Origin of the sequence: Catellatospora coxensis, from assembly GCF_016862635.1 — a bacterium.
Classification (GTDB): Bacteria; Actinomycetota; Actinomycetes; order Mycobacteriales; family Micromonosporaceae; genus Catellatospora; species Catellatospora coxensis.
Genome location: NZ_BONI01000006.1, coordinates 1 through 14,909 on the forward strand (window position 1 = coordinate 1; position 14,909 = coordinate 14,909).

A 14,909-nucleotide genomic window follows, 5' to 3' on the forward strand; every position below is an offset into this window, starting at 1 on the left:
CAAGAACACCAGGTTAGAGCCCCTCTTCGGAGGGGCTTTCGCCGTTCTGTGAGTTGTCTTGAGTTGCGAAGTCAGCGAGAAGTCAGCGAAGGCGCTCCGCACCCGGCTGGCGTGCTCGCCAGAGTGGTGCGTGTACCGGTTCGTTGATGCCTGCTCGTGTCCCATGACCTTCTGAACGTTCTTTGACGCGCACGCCGCTGGAGATCAGCCATGTCGCGTACGAGTGGCGGAGGTCGCGGAAACGCAGTCCACCGGCACCGAGAACCCTCGACGTGGTCTGAGACCGCCGCCGCAAGGAGATCACCATATGCGATCGTCATCGATGGACTCGGAGGCGAACGTTGCGCAGGACAGCCACACTCGCCACATGGACGCGATCCTTGGCTCGATTGTTGGCGGCATCCTGGCGATCGCCGGTGGACTCTTCGTTTCTATAGCCTCGGATCGCAAAGAACGCGTTAAATGGCAACGTGACGCTCAGATCAAGGCCAGCGCCGAACTAGTTAGCGCACTTCAGGTGGTCATCCGCCGACTGAGGGAGATCGCTTTCATGGGAGACAAGACTTCCAAGGAGGCGGAAACGGCGCTCTCGCTCTACCACGATGCGACAAGCATGTGGAACAGCGCAATGTACTCCGTCATCCTGGTTTCCTCGCCGAGACTAACTGATCTGGTGCTTTCCCTCGATCGCGAAGTTGATCGTCTCTGCGCACGCGCGAGGGAGCAAGAGTGGTCGCGTGCCGACTTCCGCCGCGAACGCCTGACAATCGGCCGTCTATCTGCACAGTATCTGGATGCCGCACGAGGCGTGGCAGGGCTGCCTAAGCTTCAGCTCAACTCAGCTTGGAGTTGGGAAATGACCACCGCCGAAGAGGTCGAACCAATCGACGCCGAGTGAGTCGCGGGCTGCCGGATTCGTACGTGGAGACGGTTGCGCAACCAGATCCGGCCTAACGGCGGTCACCACGGGTTGCGTAGACAAGCATTCCGACCGCAGCCGCCACGAGCACTACGCATAGCAAGAGCCCAACGAGCGGGTTCTTGGAGGGATTGCCTGCCGCGAGCAGCTCCGTGCTCGCCAGTTGCGCCCAGGTGGCCACAAAACCTCCGGTGGTGAGACGCGGTCCCGTCGGGGGGTGCGCGCAAATGCTAGCCATGCCGACCAAGCGCGGGAGTGTCGACTGAACCCGCCGACTCGCCGGCATTCAGCGCGCGTGCCGCCAAGATCCTTGCTTGCCCCGTACGCGAATCGCAAGCCGGCCATGCGCCTTAACGCAGCCGGAACCGCAGCACACCCGACACGGCGAGCTGCCCGCCCGTCTCCCGGATCATCGCTTCCGCGGCCTGGCCGATGCGGAAGCCGAACAGGGGCTTCTCCCTCCCGTCGACCCGCACCAGCCGGGTCGCGGCGGTCAGCGCCGACCAGATCTGCCTGGTCTGCCCGACCAGTGTCCGGTGCGTCTCCGGACTGACTTCGTTCTCGTACCAGCGCACAGCCAGCCGGCCGGCCTCGAAGGACCGCCCGTCGTGGCCGTTCCGGATCCTTGCCCTGAGCAGCTGGACGGTCGCCTCGGTCGGTGGACCCGCCGGCGGCCGGACACCGTTCGCCAAGGTCACCGTCTGCGGCAGTGCCGCACCGAACGGCAGGTGGAGAAACGCCTGCACACTGCCGCAGGCCATCGCTTCGGCGAGAGTCGGATGCATGTGAGTCGGATGGAGGCCGACAGGACCAGGGTGCGAGCAGCGCCAGGCTATGAGCTCGATGCGCTCCCGGAGGAGGCGGTCGAAAGCGTTCTCGTCGGCGGGCAGCAGCCACGTGCCGGTGTCCTTGGTCCTCGATCCCGCGTACGGCACGCCGCCAAGGTACCGCCCACGCACGCGTCGCCGAGTGTGGGTTGAGCTCGGCACCGACGGCTGGCAGGCTCTTCTTCCATGATCGATGAGTTCGCGAAAGAGTACCTGCACGGCGAGCTGCGGCGGGTACGCACGTCGCTGGTCTGGAAGCTCGACGGCCTGCCCGAGTACGACGTCCGCCGCCCGCTGACGCCGACCGGAACCAACCTCCTCGGCCTGGTCAAGCACATGGCCACTCTGGAGGCCTGGTACTTCGGCGCCGTCTTCGACCGCCCGTTCCCGGAGCCGCTCGGCCGGTGGCAGGACGCCGACGGCAGCGACCTGTGGGTCACCGCGACCGAGACCCGGGAGCAGATCATCGCCTTCTACCAGCGCGCCTGCGAGCACGCCGACAGGACGATCGCCGCACTCCCCCTCGACACCCCCGGCCACGTGCCGTGGTGGTCACACCCGGACGTGAAGCTGTTCGGCATCATGGTTCACGTCTTCAAGGACACCACCCGGCACGCCGGACACGCCGACATCCTGCGGGAGGGGCTCGACGGCCGGACCGGGATGGCGGCCGGGCAGCTGGAGCAGACCGACCCTGCGGCCCGCGAGGCGTACCACGCCGTCGTCGAGCAGGCCGCCCGAGCGGCCGCCGCACTCGAGTCCTGAGCGCGTACATCGAAGGGCTGCCCGGCAGTCTCGGGCTGGAGGAAGGCGAGAGCTGACCCCCGGACGCGGCACGCCGTGTCCGGGGGTCAGCCGATGGTGACCACTCGCGCCCAGTCCGGTGGCGTGTCCGGCACGTACTCCTCGTCGTCCTCGCTCCAGCGGCTCGCCCGGGGGAACAGTCCCACCACCGTCCGGCACGGCGGCTGCGTCTCGGGCCAGGGGGTCTGGCCGTCGGTGAGCGCGACGACGACGTCCGGGCGCGGGTTCAGGCGCAGCGCCTTGGCGAACCCCTCCCGCAGGTCGGTGCCCCCGCCGCCGGTCAGCGGGATGCCTTCGGCCCGGCACAGCGCGTACGCGACCCCGGCCGCCGCGTCGCAGGACAGCACCGTGACCAGGTCACGCCGCCCGCCGAGCGCGCGGGCGATGGCGGTGACCTCCAGCAGCGCGCTGCCCAGTTCGGCGTCGCTGACCGACCGGGAGGTGTCGATGACCACGGCGACCCGGGGCGGCCTGCGCCGCAGGCTCGGCAGGACGACTCCGGGCAGGCCCGCGGACCGGCGCGACGGCCGGCCGTAGGTGTAGTCGTCGCCCGCGCCGGAGGCGGTCGCCGCCGAACGGACCGCCGCGCCGAGCAGGTCGCGCCACGCCTGCGGCGGGTGGAACACCTCTTCCGCCCACCGCTGCCAGCTCCTCGGGGCGGTGCCGGGGGCTCCGGTGACGCCCTGCGCCACCCGGAACCGGACCGCGTCCTGCTCCTGCTCGTCGAGCCCGTGCGCGCCGCACGGCCCCAGGTCCCATTCGCGGTCCAGCCCGTCGGCGCCGCTGCCGCAGTCGAGCCAGACCAGGTTCTGGGTACGCGGACCGAGGCCGAACTGCCGCAGGTAGTCCTCCATCAGCTCGCCGTCGGCCAGGCCGAGCAGTGCCGGGTCGACGGCGTCGGCGGGACGCGCCAGCCCGTCGCCGTACACGTCGTCGTTGATCTCGCAGTCGGCGGCGATGTTGATGCGCAGGCGCTCGCCCGGGCCGGTCAGGCCGCGTTCGGCCGCGACCCTGTTGCCGCGCCGGTGGTGGTCGCGCAGCAGGTGGGAGACTTCGTGGACCCATACCCCGGCGAGTTCTTCGAGCGGGGTCCGGTCCACGAAGCCCGGTGAGACGTAGCAGCGCCAGTGCCGGTCCACGGCCATCGTCGGCACCCGCCGCGACACCACGACGTGCAGCGCGAACAGCGCCGTCGCCAGGTACGGCCGGACGCGGGCGGCGTGCAGGCGGGCGGCGTACAGCTTCTCGGTGTCCATGCTCATCGGCCGGCGCCGACGGGGGTGCGCTCGGCGGCCAGGTCGGCCTGCCGGGACAGGGCCACGACCCCGGCGAGCCGCTCGATCTGCGCGGGCACGGTCCAGCCGTCGTCGCGCAGGGCGGCGAGCGTCGCCGCGGGCACGACGACCAGGTCCGGCGCGCCGGTCTCCAGGGCGCGGACCAGCACGGCCCAGGCCGCGTCCCAACGGGACTGGTCGGGCCGGTTGCGGACCGCCTCGACGACGCCGTCGAGCACCGCCTGGCGCAGGTCGCCCCGCTCGGGCAGGACCGCGGACGCGGGGTCGGCCAGCAGCGTCTCGGGGTCCGGCAGGTCGAGTCTGTCCAGGCTCGCCAGCAGCTCCAGCCCGGGGCCGTCGCCGACGGTGCCGCGGACCAGCAGGGACAGCACCTCCCGCGAGGCGCCCGCCGCGGTGGCGAAGGCGATCAGCCGCAGCGTCATGTCCCAGCTGCGCGGCGACGGCCAGGCCCCGCCGCGGCGGGTCTCGCTGTTCGGCAGCCGGTGCACGAGCGCGGGGCGGGCCGCCAGCAGGCCGCACACGGCCCGGCGGGCGTAGGCCACGGCGTCGCTGAGCAGCCTTTGGTCGAGCCGCGGCAGCGACGTCCTCGGCCAGGTCCCGCCGAGGCCGCGTACCACGACGTCATGGTCGTGGGTCCACTGCAGGTGGACGAACCGGTTGGCCAGCGGCGCGCTGAGTTCCCAGCCGTCGGCGGCCGACGAGCGCGGGTTCGCGGCGGCCACGATCCGGACCCCGGGCGGCAGCGTCAGCGCCCCGACCCGGCGTTCGAGCACGAGCCGCAGCAGCGCGGCCTGCACGGCCGGCGGCGCGGTGGACAGCTCGTCGAGGAACAGCAGCCCCCGCCCGGCCCGCACCAGGCGTACGGCCCAGTCCGGCGGCGCCATGGGCACGCCCTGCACGGCGGGGTCGTCGCCGACGACGGGCAGGCCGGAGAAGTCCGACGGTTCGTGCACGCTGGCGATGACCGTGGTCAGCGGCAGGTCGAGGGACTCGGCGAGCTGGGTCAGGGCGGCGGTCTTGCCGATCCCCGGCTCGCCCCACAGCAGCACCGGCAGGTCGGCGGCGACGGCCAGGGTCAGCGCCTCCAGTTGCGTGTCGGGGCGCGGCTCGGTGGTGGTGTCGCCGAGCAGCGCGAGCAGCTCGGCGGCGACGTCGAGCTGCGGCACTGCGGGGTCGGCGAGGCGGTCTGCGGAAGTGGCGTGCAGGGTCATGTTCGATCACCTTCGGGTATGCGGGGCCGCGGTGCGGCCGGTGGGATGACGCGATGGGGGCACCCGTTCCGCGACGGCGGATGGGCGACCGGGGTCACGAGCCGGAGGCCGGGTTCAGCGGCCCGAGGCGTGGCGCGGGCGGGTCCGGACGGCGCCGCGGGTCAGGCGGCTCCGCTCGTCCCGGGAAGCGGGGCCGCGACCGAGCCCGGCCAGGCCCGCCCGGAACAGCCCGTGCGTTATCCGGCCCTGTGCCGCCGCCTCCAGCTCGTCGCGCAGCGCGCCGCTGCGCAGCAGCACGTCCGGGCCGAGCAGGCCTTCGACTGCCGCCAGCGCGCCTGCGGCGTCGCCGTGGTCCAGGCGGGCGCGGACGTCGACCAGGCACTCCGGAGCCCGGTGTGTCTCGTCGACGGCACGCAGGCAGGGCAGCGGCGGGCCGCCCAACGCGGTCAGCAGTTCCTCGCGGCGGACCTCGACCGGGTCGTGGTCGAGCGCGGTGAGGACCCCGTCCACGAGGGCGATCCGGTGCCGGGCTCCGCGGCAGTCGACGTACCGCGTGCCGCCTGCGTCGTCGGCGGTCCGCGGGGTGGGCCGCGGGCGGTCCGGCACGAGCGCCGCCGCGACGAGCGGGTGCAGCCCGTCGGCGTCGATGAGGCCGTGCCGGAGCAGCTCCAGGTCGGGCGGCAGCCAGGTCGCGGCGTCGGGCAGCAGCAGCGTGGCCCGCGAGCGGTCCCGGGACGGCACAGCCGTGATCCGCGGCAACGCGCCCGGCGGGCCGCCGACGTCCACCGTGAAGCGGTGCCGGCTGTCGAGCCGCACCGTGACCGCACCACCGGACCGGCCTTCGGCGGCGTGCAGCAGCTCCGCCTCCGCGGCCCACCGGTGCACGGCGCACCCGATCTCCTCCGGAACGCCGGTCGGCGGCCGAGCACCGCCGGTGAGGCCGACGTCGGGTCGGCTGTCCGGATCGGGCAGTCCGTCGAGGCCGGCCGGATCGTCTGCTCCGGACCGGTGGGCCAGTTCGCCGGACCGGCGTGCGTCCCACAGGTGGCGGTGCAGGTCGAGCCGGAACCGCCGGTCGGGGTGCGGATGGGGATGCAGGTACGGCACCCGGCCGGTCCCGGAGGCGTCCCACAGCGCGAGGCTGATCCGCTGCCCGGCGTCGGCCCAGGCGGGCGCGGTGCGGGCGACCAGGTGCACCGGGTCCCCGGCCAGGTCGTAGCGGGCCAGGGAGATGGTCAGTCCCGGGCGCAGCAGTCCGTCCGGGGCGACCCTGGGCATGTGCCAGCGCAGCAGGTCAGGGGCGAGATGGCGGAGATCGTCACGGACCCGCGCGGCGAACTCCGGGCCGTGCTCGCGCGCCACGGCGCGCAGATTCAGATCGACGTCGACACGTGCGGCGGCGCAAGCCCCGGCCCAGTCACCGGCGGCCCGGCGGGTGGTCGCACTTTCGACCATCGAGGGCGGCACGGCGAACTCGCGCACGCGCAGCCACAGGGCAAGACGGGTATCCGTCGTCGCAGTCAAGGAGCGCATCAGCACTCACCTTTTGCGGACGGGACCCCCGATCTGATCGAGAAGGTAGTCATCGCGGGGAAGCGTACAACGCCGCGCCGCCGTTGTCAGGTCCGCCGGGTTCACCGGACCCGGCCCCGGAAGATGTCGTTGAGGTCGTGCTGGCTGACCTGGTCGTCGGCGTACGTGAAGGTGCCCTGCTCGGCCAGTTCCCCGCGCGGCGGACAGCAGCTGCCGGTACATGCCGGCGTCAGCGCTGATCAGTCCGGTGCCCGGGGTCGTCGTCCGGCCGCTGCGCCCGGCACCCCCGCCGCGACGGATCTGGGCGGTCACCCCGGGCGAGCCGGCCACGCCGGCCGCGCACTTCCTGGACTGCCTGGTCGCGACCGTGTCCCTGGCAGGACCTGCCGACCGGTGAGGCTCAGATCGGGGGCGCGTCCGGCCGGACCCTGACCGCACCGGGCAGGTCGCCGTCCAGGAACCCCCGAAACGCCGTGGTGAGTGCGACCGGGTCGAGGTGCAGCGCCTCGATGATCCTGTGGTGCTGGTCGTCAGCCCGCAGCCGCTCTCCGTCGACGGGCTCGCCGCGCAGGACGGCGGCGAGCCGTTCCCGGTCCACCACACCGACACCGAAAGGCGCGAAGACCTCTGGATCCGCACCCGACGGCCCGGTCGGGTGGGCGGCATCCGCGGGGTGTTCGACGTCGCCGATCCGGAACATGGCGTTGCCGTCGTCGTCGATGAACCAGTCGACGAGCACCGCCTCGTCGGAGACGTACCGGTGTACCGCGCGGCCGTCCTGGTAGACGGTCATCACGACCGCGTCGGAGTCGATGACCTCGTTCGTGAGGGCAGGTGTGCCGAGTGCGGCGCTCAGCCGCGAGGCGGGCGCGGCCACGTCCGCGACGTCCCAGCGGTCTTCTCGCGGCAGCAGCGCCACCCGCCCAGGGCCGGCGGGCACGAGCCAGCCGTCCGACCCGGCCGCGACCGCCGCCGCGCGCACCTGCTCAGGTTCACCGATCAGGAGCAGATTCTCGTAGCTGGTTCCCACGTCCGACCTCCCATGGCCGTGCCGCCGAACGGCGCGAAGCGTAGCCGGTTCCCGGCGATTCCGGTGGTCCCGCACCAGCCCGGCCCGAGCGCGCAGCCGCCGGTGAGGGTCCGTCGGGTGGTTGCGCCGCGGGCACGGAGCGGGCAGGCGGGGAGGGTCAGGCAACGGGCTGGGGTTCAGCGTCGGCGGGATACCAGCGCAGCTCGACGGTGTTGTGGTCGGGGTCCTGGACGTAAAGGGAGGTGGCGGTGCCTCGGGCACCGAAGCGCTGCACCGGTCCCTCCAGGACGGTGAACACGCCGGAGGCGATGACGGCGTGCCAGTCGAGGGGGTCGACGACCAGGCAGAGGTGGTCGACGTTCGACTCGCCGCGGGGCCGCCGTACCAGGTCGATGATGGTGTCGGCGGTGACCCGCACGGACGGGAAGCCGACCTGCCCGGCGCGCCACTGCTCGACCCGGACCGGTTCGAGGCCGAGCAGCCCGCAGTAGAACTGCAGCGCACGCTCGACGTCGGTGACGTTGAGGACCAGGTGGTCGAAGGCCTTGACCCGCATCAGTTCGCCTCCAGGGCGCGGGCCTGGCGCAGCCAGCCGGCGAACAGGACGGGGTCGACGTCGGCGGCCGAGCGCAGCTTCACCGAGGCCATCTGCCGGGCGCCGGGTTCGAGCCGGCCGGACGGGTCGGTGATCTCCTGGCCGCGCCACAGGCCGAAGGTGACATAGGAGGTGTACGCCTTCAGCAGGCAGATCGGCCGGCGGCCGGGAACGTCGCCGAGGCCCCACACGGGGTGGCCGTGCCACATCGCGCTGCCGGCGTCGGGCAGGGCGGCGTCGATGACCGGCCGGGCCTGCTCGCCGATCTCCCGCAGCGCGGCGTCGAGGCCGCTCAGGTAGTCGGTGATGTTCGTCGTCATGGTGGATTCCTCGTTCGAGAAGGGTCGGGGCGGGCCTTGCTCCCGGTCTGTCCGGGGGGCCGGTGACACCTCTTACGATTCGCCATCCGGCGGGTCCGACCAAGCCATGATCGGACTACGATCGTTTACTCGAATTCAACGAACCGGAGGCGGCATGCTGGAGCGGCACGAGCTGGAGACGTTCCTGACGCTGGCCGAAGAACTGCATTTCGGCCGTACGGCGCAGCGCCTGGGTGTGACGACCGGCCGGATCAGCCACGTGGTCAAGAAGCTGGAGCGGCGCGTCGGCGCACCGCTGTTCGAGCGCACCAGCCGGGTCGTGCGGCTCACGCCGATCGGCCGGCAGCTAGCCGACGACCTCGCCCCGCTGGTGGCGCAGCTGGACGAGGCGCTGCGCCGGGCCGTAGACGCCGGGCGGGGTGTGGCGGGGCGGCTGCGGGTGGCGTTCCTCGGCGAGTACCTCGCGCCGGTGCTGCTCAAGGCGGTCAACCTGTTCACCTCGCGGTTTCCCGAGTGCGAGGTCGAGGTGCACGAGGTGCAGCTGTACAACTCGCGGGCGAGCCTGCTGGACGGCTCGATCGACATCCTGGTCGCGGCGTACCCGTTCGACGGCATGGCGCGCGGTCCGGCGCTGATGGTGGAGCGGCGGGTGCTGGCGGTGGCCGCGGCGCACCCGCTGGCGGGGCGGGAGTCGGTGCCGCTGGAGGTGCTCGGCGACCATCCGGTGGTCCAGTATCCGGCGGTGACGTCGGCGGAGTTCAAGCGCGACCGCACGCCCGAGCACACGCCGTCGGGGCGGCCGGTGCCGAAGGGGCCGTCGGGCCGGACGTTCTCGGAGATGCTGTCGCTGGTCGCGCTGGGCCGCGGCGTGCTGCCGGTCGGCGAGCAGACACGGCACTACCACCCGCGGCCGGACATCGCGTACGTGCCGATCTCCGACGCGCCGCCGATCGAGCGGGGGCCGGTGTGGCTGGAGTCCAACACCACCGCCCGGGTACGCGAGTTCGTCCGGGCCGCCGCGGACGCCAACACCCCGGCTTCGTCCAATTTGGCACATCCAAGACCTTGACCTGCCCGGGTATCGACCTCCTTAATCTTCCCTAAGGGAAACGCTGTTTCACTAAGGGAAACCGGAGGCACCATGTCGTTCCGCAGAGCCGCCCTGGCCCTGGCCCTGGCCGCCACCTTCCTCACCGCCCCGGCCGCGGCGTCGGCCGCCCCCGGCGTCGTCGAGGTCAGCAACACCGTCGACATCCGCTGCGCGTTCTACACCATGAAGGCCAACGCCGACTGGTACTTCCCGGCCGGCGCCCCGCGCGGCCTGGTCTACCTGCAGCACGGCTTCTCCCGCAGCAACGGCAACGTGCAGGACCTGGCCGAGCACTACGCCACCGCGGGCTTCGTGGTCTTCGCGCCCACGCTGCCCTCGGCCAACCTCTACGGGTGCACGGTCAACAACATCGGCAACAACACCGACTTCCTCGACAACGTCGCCGACCTGCTCGGCAAGGCCACGGACGGCACCGACAAGCTCGGCCGCAGCTTCGCCGACGCGCGCACCCGGGCCGGGCGCGCCGGGCTGGCCCTGCCGACCAGCTACGTGCTGTCGGGGCACTCCGCGGGCGGCGAGGTCGTCTCCTACGTCGCCAACCGGCTGCGCACGTCGTACGCGTCCCAGTTCGCCAAGGTGAAGGCGCTGGTGCTGCTCGACCCGGTGAAGTCGCCGGTCGGGCAGAGCATGGCCAACGCCTTCAACGGCCTGAAGACCACCTCCCTGCCGATGTACACGATCTCGTCGCCGCCGTACCTGGCCAACAGCAACGCCAGCGGCACCGTCGAGCTGACGAACGACGTGCCCCGCCCGTTCCTCGGCGTACGGCTGAGCACCGGGTGCCACTGCGACGCCGAGGGCGCCAGCACCGACGGCCTGTGCACGCTGACCTCGGGCACCCCGCAGGCGCAGAACGTCGCCGCCCTCCAGTCCCTGGCTGTCGCCTGGGCCGTCGACGGCGTCGCCGGCACGACGACCGCCACTCACTACCCCGGCGGCGCGTACTACGACGCCCTGCTCGCCTCCGGCGTCACCCAGACCCTCAGCGGCATCTGACCGGCACATGTTCGGAAGGGCACCTTCTACAACGCGGAGCGTTGTGAAGGTGCCCTTCCTTCGACCTCGGGTAGTTCGTCGTGGATCTGCCGGGTGAGGGCGGTCATCGCGTCGCGGGCGCGGTCGGCGTCGCGGCGCTGGATCGCCTGGGCTACGTCGGCGTGCAGCGTGAGCGCCCGCCGGTCGGGGTGCTGCGGCATGAGGTGGTAGTGGTGGCGGCCGGTCAGCGACTCGGCGACCAGTTCGTGCAGACCGGCGAACATCTCGTTGCCGGAGTGCAGCAGGACCCGCCGGTGGAACTCTATGTCGGCGGCCAGGAAACCCGCCTCGTCGCCGGATTCGGCCGCGGCCCACAGCTTCGCGGCGAGCGCGACCAGGTCGGCGGCATCGGCGGAGGACGCCCGGTGGGCGGCGAGCAGGGCCGCCTGCGGCTCGACGGCGGTACGCAGTTCGGTCAGCGAGCGCAGTTGCGCCAGCCGCTGGTCGGAGGCGAGCCGCCAGCGGATGACCTGCGGGTCGAAGACGTTCCAGTCGGCGGCGGGACGGATCCGGGTGCCGACCCGGCGGCGCGCCTCGACCAGGCCCATCGAGGCCAGCACCCGCAGCACCTCGCGGACCACCGACCGCGACACGGCGCACCGCTCGACCAGCTCGTCGACGTAGAGCACGGTGCCGGGCGGGATCGTGCCGCCGCAGATCGCGACGCCGAGCTCGTCGAGCACGCGGGCATGCAGCCGGGACGCGGCGGGCGGGGTGTCCATCCCATACAACATACCAGTTTGTGGACTGGCCTTGATTACGTCTGATTTATGAGCCTAGCATCGCTGGTCGGACCTGCACCGTCCTGAAAGGGCGCCCCGTGAAGATCGTCGCCGCGGAAGTCATCGTCACCAGCCCCAGCCGCAACTTCGTCACGTTGAAGATCACGACGGAGGACGGGATCACCGGCCTGGGCGACGGCACGCTCAACGGCCGCGAGCTGTCCGTCGCCTCCTACCTGACCGACCACGTCGTGCCGCTGCTCATCGGCCGCGACGCCCACCGCATCGAGGACACCTGGCAGTACCTGTACCGCTCGGCCTACTGGCGGCGCGGCCCGGTCACCATGGCCGCCATCGCCGCCGTCGACGTCGCCCTGTGGGACATCAAGGCCAAGGCCGCCGGGATGCCGCTGTACCAGCTGCTCGGCGGCGCGTCCCGCAACGGGATCATGGCGTATGGGCACGCCTCCGGCCGCGACCTGCCCGAGCTGTTCGACTCCGTACGCAAGCACCTCGCGCTGGGCTTCAAGTCGATCCGCATCCAGACGTCGGTGCCCGGCATCAACGCGGTCTACGGCGTCGCCGCGCAGACCGAGGGCGAACGCTACGACTACGAGCCCGCCCAGCGCACCCCGCTGCCGGTCGAGGAGGACTGGGACACCCGCGCCTACCTGCGCCACCTGCCCGGCGTGTTCGAGGCCGTGCGCAGCGAGTTCGGGCCCGAGCTGCCGCTGCTGCACGACGGCCACCACCGGATGACCCCGATCCAGGCCGCGCGGCTCGGCAAGGACCTGGAGCCCTACGACCTGTTCTGGCTGGAGGACTGCACCCCGGCCGAGAACCAGGAGGCGCTGCGCCTGGTCCGGCAGCACACCACGACGCCGCTGGCCATCGGTGAGGTCTTCAACACCGTCTGGGACTACCAGACGCTGATCCGCGAGCAGCTCATCGACTACGTGCGCAGCGCGGTCACCCACACCGGCGGCATCACCGCCATGCGCAAGCTGCTCGACTTCGCGGCGCAGTACCAGATCAAGTCGGGCATCCACGGGCCGACCGACATCTCCCCCGTCGGCATGGCCGCCGCCCTGCACCTGGACCTGGCCATCCACAACTTCGGCATCCAGGAGTACATGCAGCACAGCCCGCTGACCGACGAGGTGTTCCGGCAGTCGTTCACCTTCACCGACGGCTACCTGCACCCCGGTGAGCAGCCCGGCCTCGGCGTCGAACTCGACGAGCAGGCCGCCGCCCGCTTCCCGTACGTGGCCGCGTACCTGCCGGTCAACCGCCTCAAGGACGGCACCGTCCATGACTGGTGACGCGGTCCATCCGGCGTGGCTGCCCGACGAGGCGTGGCGGCCCGTCGGCTCCCGCCGCGTCCTGGTCCGCGCCGACGGGCCGCTCGCGCAGACCGTCGTGCGGGAACTCGCCCGAGCCGCGGACCGGCACGGCGGCACCCTGCGCCACCAGCCCGCACGACCGCAGCAGGCCGACACCGGCACCCGCGGCAGCGACAGCGACAGCGACAGCGACAGCGACAGCGACAGCGACGATGCATCGATCCGGGCAGGTGCCGGGTTCGACCTCGTGTCGGCGTTGACGGGCGCGGACGACCTGCCCGGCCCGGCGGCCATGGTGCTGGCCGAGGTCGACCGGCGGGTGGGACGCGGGTCGCTCGGCACGGAGGGTTTCGTGCTCGCCCGGCGCGAGGGCGTCACCGTGCTCCTGGCCGACGGCCCGGCGGGGCTGCTCTACGGGCTGTTCCACCTGGTCCGGCTCGGCGAGGCGGCGTTTGGCGCGGCGCTGCCGATCGACGTGCACCACCCGGTGTCGGCGCGGCGGATGCTGAACCACTGGGACAACATCGACACCCACCCGGTGATGGGCCAGGTCGAACGCGGCTACTCCGGCGGCTCGATCTTCTGGCGCGACGGCGGGCTGACCGGTGACCTGGACCGGGTCCGCGCCTACGCCCGGCTGCTGGCGTCGATCGGCGTCAACGCGGTCACCGTCAACAACGTCAACGTGCACGCCACCGAGGCACACCTGCTCACCGACCGGCTCGACGACGTCGCGGCGCTCGCCGGCGTGCTGCGGCCGTACCACGTCCGGGTGCACCTGTCGGTGAACTTCAACTCCCCCGTCGCGCTCGGCGGCCTGCCCACCGCCGACCCGCTCGACCCCGGCGTGCGCACCTGGTGGGCCGAGACGACCCGGCGGGTGTACGCGGCGATCCCCGACTTCGGCGGCTACGTCGTCAAGGCCGACTCGGAGGGCCAGCCCGGCCCGTTCGGGTACGGCCGCACCCACGCCGAGGGCGCGAACACGCTCGCGGCCGCGCTGGAACCGCACGGCGGCGTCGTGCACTGGCGCGCCTTCGTCTACAACCACCACCAGGACTGGCGCGACCGCTCCACCGACCGGGCCCGCGCCGCCCACGACCACTTCGCGCCGCTCGACGGCCACTTCGCGGGCAACGTGGTCCTCCAGGTCAAGCACGGCCCGATCGACTTCCAGACCCGCGAGCCGGTGTCCCCCGTGATCGCCGCCATGCCAGGCACGCACCTGGCCGTGGAATTGCAGGTCACCCAGGAGTACACCGGTCAGCAGCGGCACGTGTGCTATCTGGGCCCGATGTGGAGCGAGGTGCTGTCGTTCACGCCCTGGGGCGCGACGCGGCCGACCGTCGCCGAGGTCGCGTCCGGGGCAGCCCACGGCGACGAGCGGGCCGAACCCGGCCGGCGGCCGTCCGGGCAGGGCGGCCTGGTCGCCGTGTCCAACGTCGGCGACGACCCGTTCTGGACCGGCCACCCGCTCGCCCAGGCCAACCTGTACGCCTTCGGCCGCCTCGCCTGGAACCCGCTGCTCGACCCGGCCGCGCTGCTCGACGAATGGATCGAGCTGACCTTCACCCCGGCCGCGACCGCCGACCCCGACCTGCTCCGGCGCACCGTGCACAAGGTCATGGACGGCTCGTGGCAGGTCTACGAGTCCTACACCGCACCGCTGGGCGTCGGGTTCATGGTCCGGCCGGGCAGCCACTACGGCCCCGACGTCGACGGCTACGAGTACACCCCGTGGGGCACCTACCACTTCGCCGACCGCGACGGCATCGGCGTCGACCGCACCCGCGCCACCGGCACCGGCTTCACCGGCCAGTACCCGAAACCCTGGTCGGACGTCTACGAGTCGCCCGCCTCATGCCCCGACGAGCTGCTGCTGTTCTTCCATCACGTCCCCTACACCCACGTGCTGCACAGCGGGAAGACGGTCGTCCAGCACATCTACGACACGCACTTCGACGGTGCGGACCGGGTGGCGCTGATGCGGTCGAGCTGGGCGCGGCTGGGCGACGCGGGACTGGTCGACCCGGATGTGGACGCCCGGGTCCGCGAGCGCCTCGATGAGCAGCTGCGCTGTGCCCAGGAGTGGCGCGACCAGATCAACACCTACTTCTACCGCAAGTCCGGCATTCCCGACGCCCACGGCCGCCGCATTCACTGA

The 14,909-nt window shown here is 72.0% G+C and carries 15 protein-coding genes; 7 read left to right on the top strand and 8 right to left on the bottom strand.

The annotated features are described in order from the left end of the window. The first annotated feature begins 367 nt into the window (after window positions 1–367). Window positions 368–898 (top strand): hypothetical protein, encoded by a 531-nt coding sequence (locus Cco03nite_RS04640; protein ID WP_203688812.1) that lies wholly within the window; start codon window positions 368–370, stop codon window positions 896–898. Between the two features lie 371 nt (window positions 899–1,269). On the opposite strand, the gene Cco03nite_RS04645 is transcribed toward Cco03nite_RS04640, so the two are convergent. Next, on the bottom strand, window positions 1,270–1,704 hold the full coding sequence (locus Cco03nite_RS04645; RefSeq protein ID WP_203688813.1) for a hypothetical protein: 435 nt from the start codon (window positions 1,702–1,704) through the stop codon (window positions 1,270–1,272). Between the two features lie 228 nt (window positions 1,705–1,932). On the opposite strand from Cco03nite_RS04645, the gene Cco03nite_RS04650 reads away from it, so the two are divergent. Beyond that, the gene (locus Cco03nite_RS04650; protein ID WP_203688814.1) at window positions 1,933–2,511 is read left to right on the top strand and encodes a DinB family protein; all 579 of its coding nucleotides are present in this window, start codon (window positions 1,933–1,935) and stop codon (window positions 2,509–2,511) included. 86 nt (window positions 2,512–2,597) lie between these two features. Here the strand turns inward: Cco03nite_RS04650 and Cco03nite_RS04655 are convergent, their stop codons facing one another. The 3 genes from Cco03nite_RS04655 to Cco03nite_RS04665 form a co-directional block, all read right to left on the bottom strand. Beyond that, window positions 2,598–3,812 (bottom strand): vWA domain-containing protein, encoded by a 1,215-nt coding sequence (locus tag Cco03nite_RS04655; RefSeq protein WP_239167116.1) that lies wholly within the window; start codon window positions 3,810–3,812, stop codon window positions 2,598–2,600. Beyond that, window positions 3,809–5,056: an AAA family ATPase gene (locus tag Cco03nite_RS04660; RefSeq protein ID WP_203688815.1), complete on the bottom strand. Its 1,248-nt coding sequence runs from the start codon at window positions 5,054–5,056 to the stop codon at window positions 3,809–3,811. The genes Cco03nite_RS04655 and Cco03nite_RS04660 overlap by 4 nt, the downstream gene beginning before the upstream one ends. Window positions 5,057–5,170: 114 nt before the next feature. Further along, complete coding sequence (locus Cco03nite_RS04665) at window positions 5,171–6,589, bottom strand: hypothetical protein (protein ID WP_203688816.1); 1,419 nt, start codon at window positions 6,587–6,589, stop codon at window positions 5,171–5,173. A 220-nt stretch (window positions 6,590–6,809) separates the two neighbouring features. Here Cco03nite_RS04665 and Cco03nite_RS04670 point away from each other — a divergent pair, with 220 nt between their 5' ends. Beyond that, window positions 6,810–6,986 carry a hypothetical protein gene (locus tag Cco03nite_RS04670; protein WP_203688817.1) on the top strand — a complete coding sequence of 59 codons (177 nt, stop codon included), beginning with the start codon at window positions 6,810–6,812 and terminating at the stop codon, window positions 6,984–6,986. Between the two features lie 3 nt (window positions 6,987–6,989). Here Cco03nite_RS04670 and Cco03nite_RS04675 read toward each other — a convergent pair whose 3' ends face one another. The 3 genes from Cco03nite_RS04675 to Cco03nite_RS04685 all read right to left on the bottom strand — a co-directional run bounded on the left by Cco03nite_RS04675 (window position 6,990) and on the right by Cco03nite_RS04685 (window position 8,534). Next, window positions 6,990–7,619, bottom strand: coding sequence for a hypothetical protein (locus tag Cco03nite_RS04675; protein WP_203688818.1), 630 nt, complete (start codon window positions 7,617–7,619; stop codon window positions 6,990–6,992). A 157-nt stretch (window positions 7,620–7,776) separates the two neighbouring features. Continuing rightward, complete coding sequence (locus Cco03nite_RS04680; protein ID WP_203688819.1) at window positions 7,777–8,175, bottom strand: VOC family protein; 399 nt, start codon at window positions 8,173–8,175, stop codon at window positions 7,777–7,779. Further along, complete coding sequence (locus tag Cco03nite_RS04685; RefSeq protein WP_203688820.1) at window positions 8,175–8,534, bottom strand: DUF1801 domain-containing protein; 360 nt, start codon at window positions 8,532–8,534, stop codon at window positions 8,175–8,177. The genes Cco03nite_RS04680 and Cco03nite_RS04685 overlap by 1 nt, the downstream gene beginning before the upstream one ends. Window positions 8,535–8,688: 154 nt before the next feature. Here Cco03nite_RS04685 and Cco03nite_RS04690 point away from each other — a divergent pair, with 154 nt between their 5' ends. Together Cco03nite_RS04690 and Cco03nite_RS04695 are read left to right on the top strand one after the other, a co-directional pair. Beyond that, window positions 8,689–9,603, top strand: a complete 915-nt coding sequence (locus tag Cco03nite_RS04690) for a LysR family transcriptional regulator (RefSeq protein ID WP_203688821.1) — start codon at window positions 8,689–8,691, stop codon at window positions 9,601–9,603. 72 nt (window positions 9,604–9,675) lie between these two features. Then, window positions 9,676–10,641, top strand: coding sequence for an alpha/beta hydrolase (locus Cco03nite_RS04695; RefSeq protein WP_203688822.1), 966 nt, complete (start codon window positions 9,676–9,678; stop codon window positions 10,639–10,641). Between the two features lie 26 nt (window positions 10,642–10,667). Here the strand turns inward: Cco03nite_RS04695 and Cco03nite_RS04700 are convergent, their stop codons facing one another. Then, entirely contained in the window at window positions 10,668–11,402 is a 735-nt protein-coding gene (locus tag Cco03nite_RS04700; protein WP_239167117.1) for a FadR/GntR family transcriptional regulator, read from the bottom strand. 98 nt (window positions 11,403–11,500) lie between these two features. Between Cco03nite_RS04700 and manD the strand changes: the two genes are divergently transcribed. Together manD and Cco03nite_RS04710 are read left to right on the top strand one after the other, a co-directional pair. Then, window positions 11,501–12,724 (top strand): D-mannonate dehydratase ManD, encoded by a 1,224-nt coding sequence (gene manD, locus Cco03nite_RS04705; protein ID WP_203688824.1) that lies wholly within the window; start codon window positions 11,501–11,503, stop codon window positions 12,722–12,724. Next, the gene (locus tag Cco03nite_RS04710) at window positions 12,714–14,909 is read left to right on the top strand and encodes an alpha-glucuronidase (RefSeq protein ID WP_203688825.1); all 2,196 of its coding nucleotides are present in this window, start codon (window positions 12,714–12,716) and stop codon (window positions 14,907–14,909) included. Before manD ends, Cco03nite_RS04710 begins: the two co-directional genes overlap by 11 nt.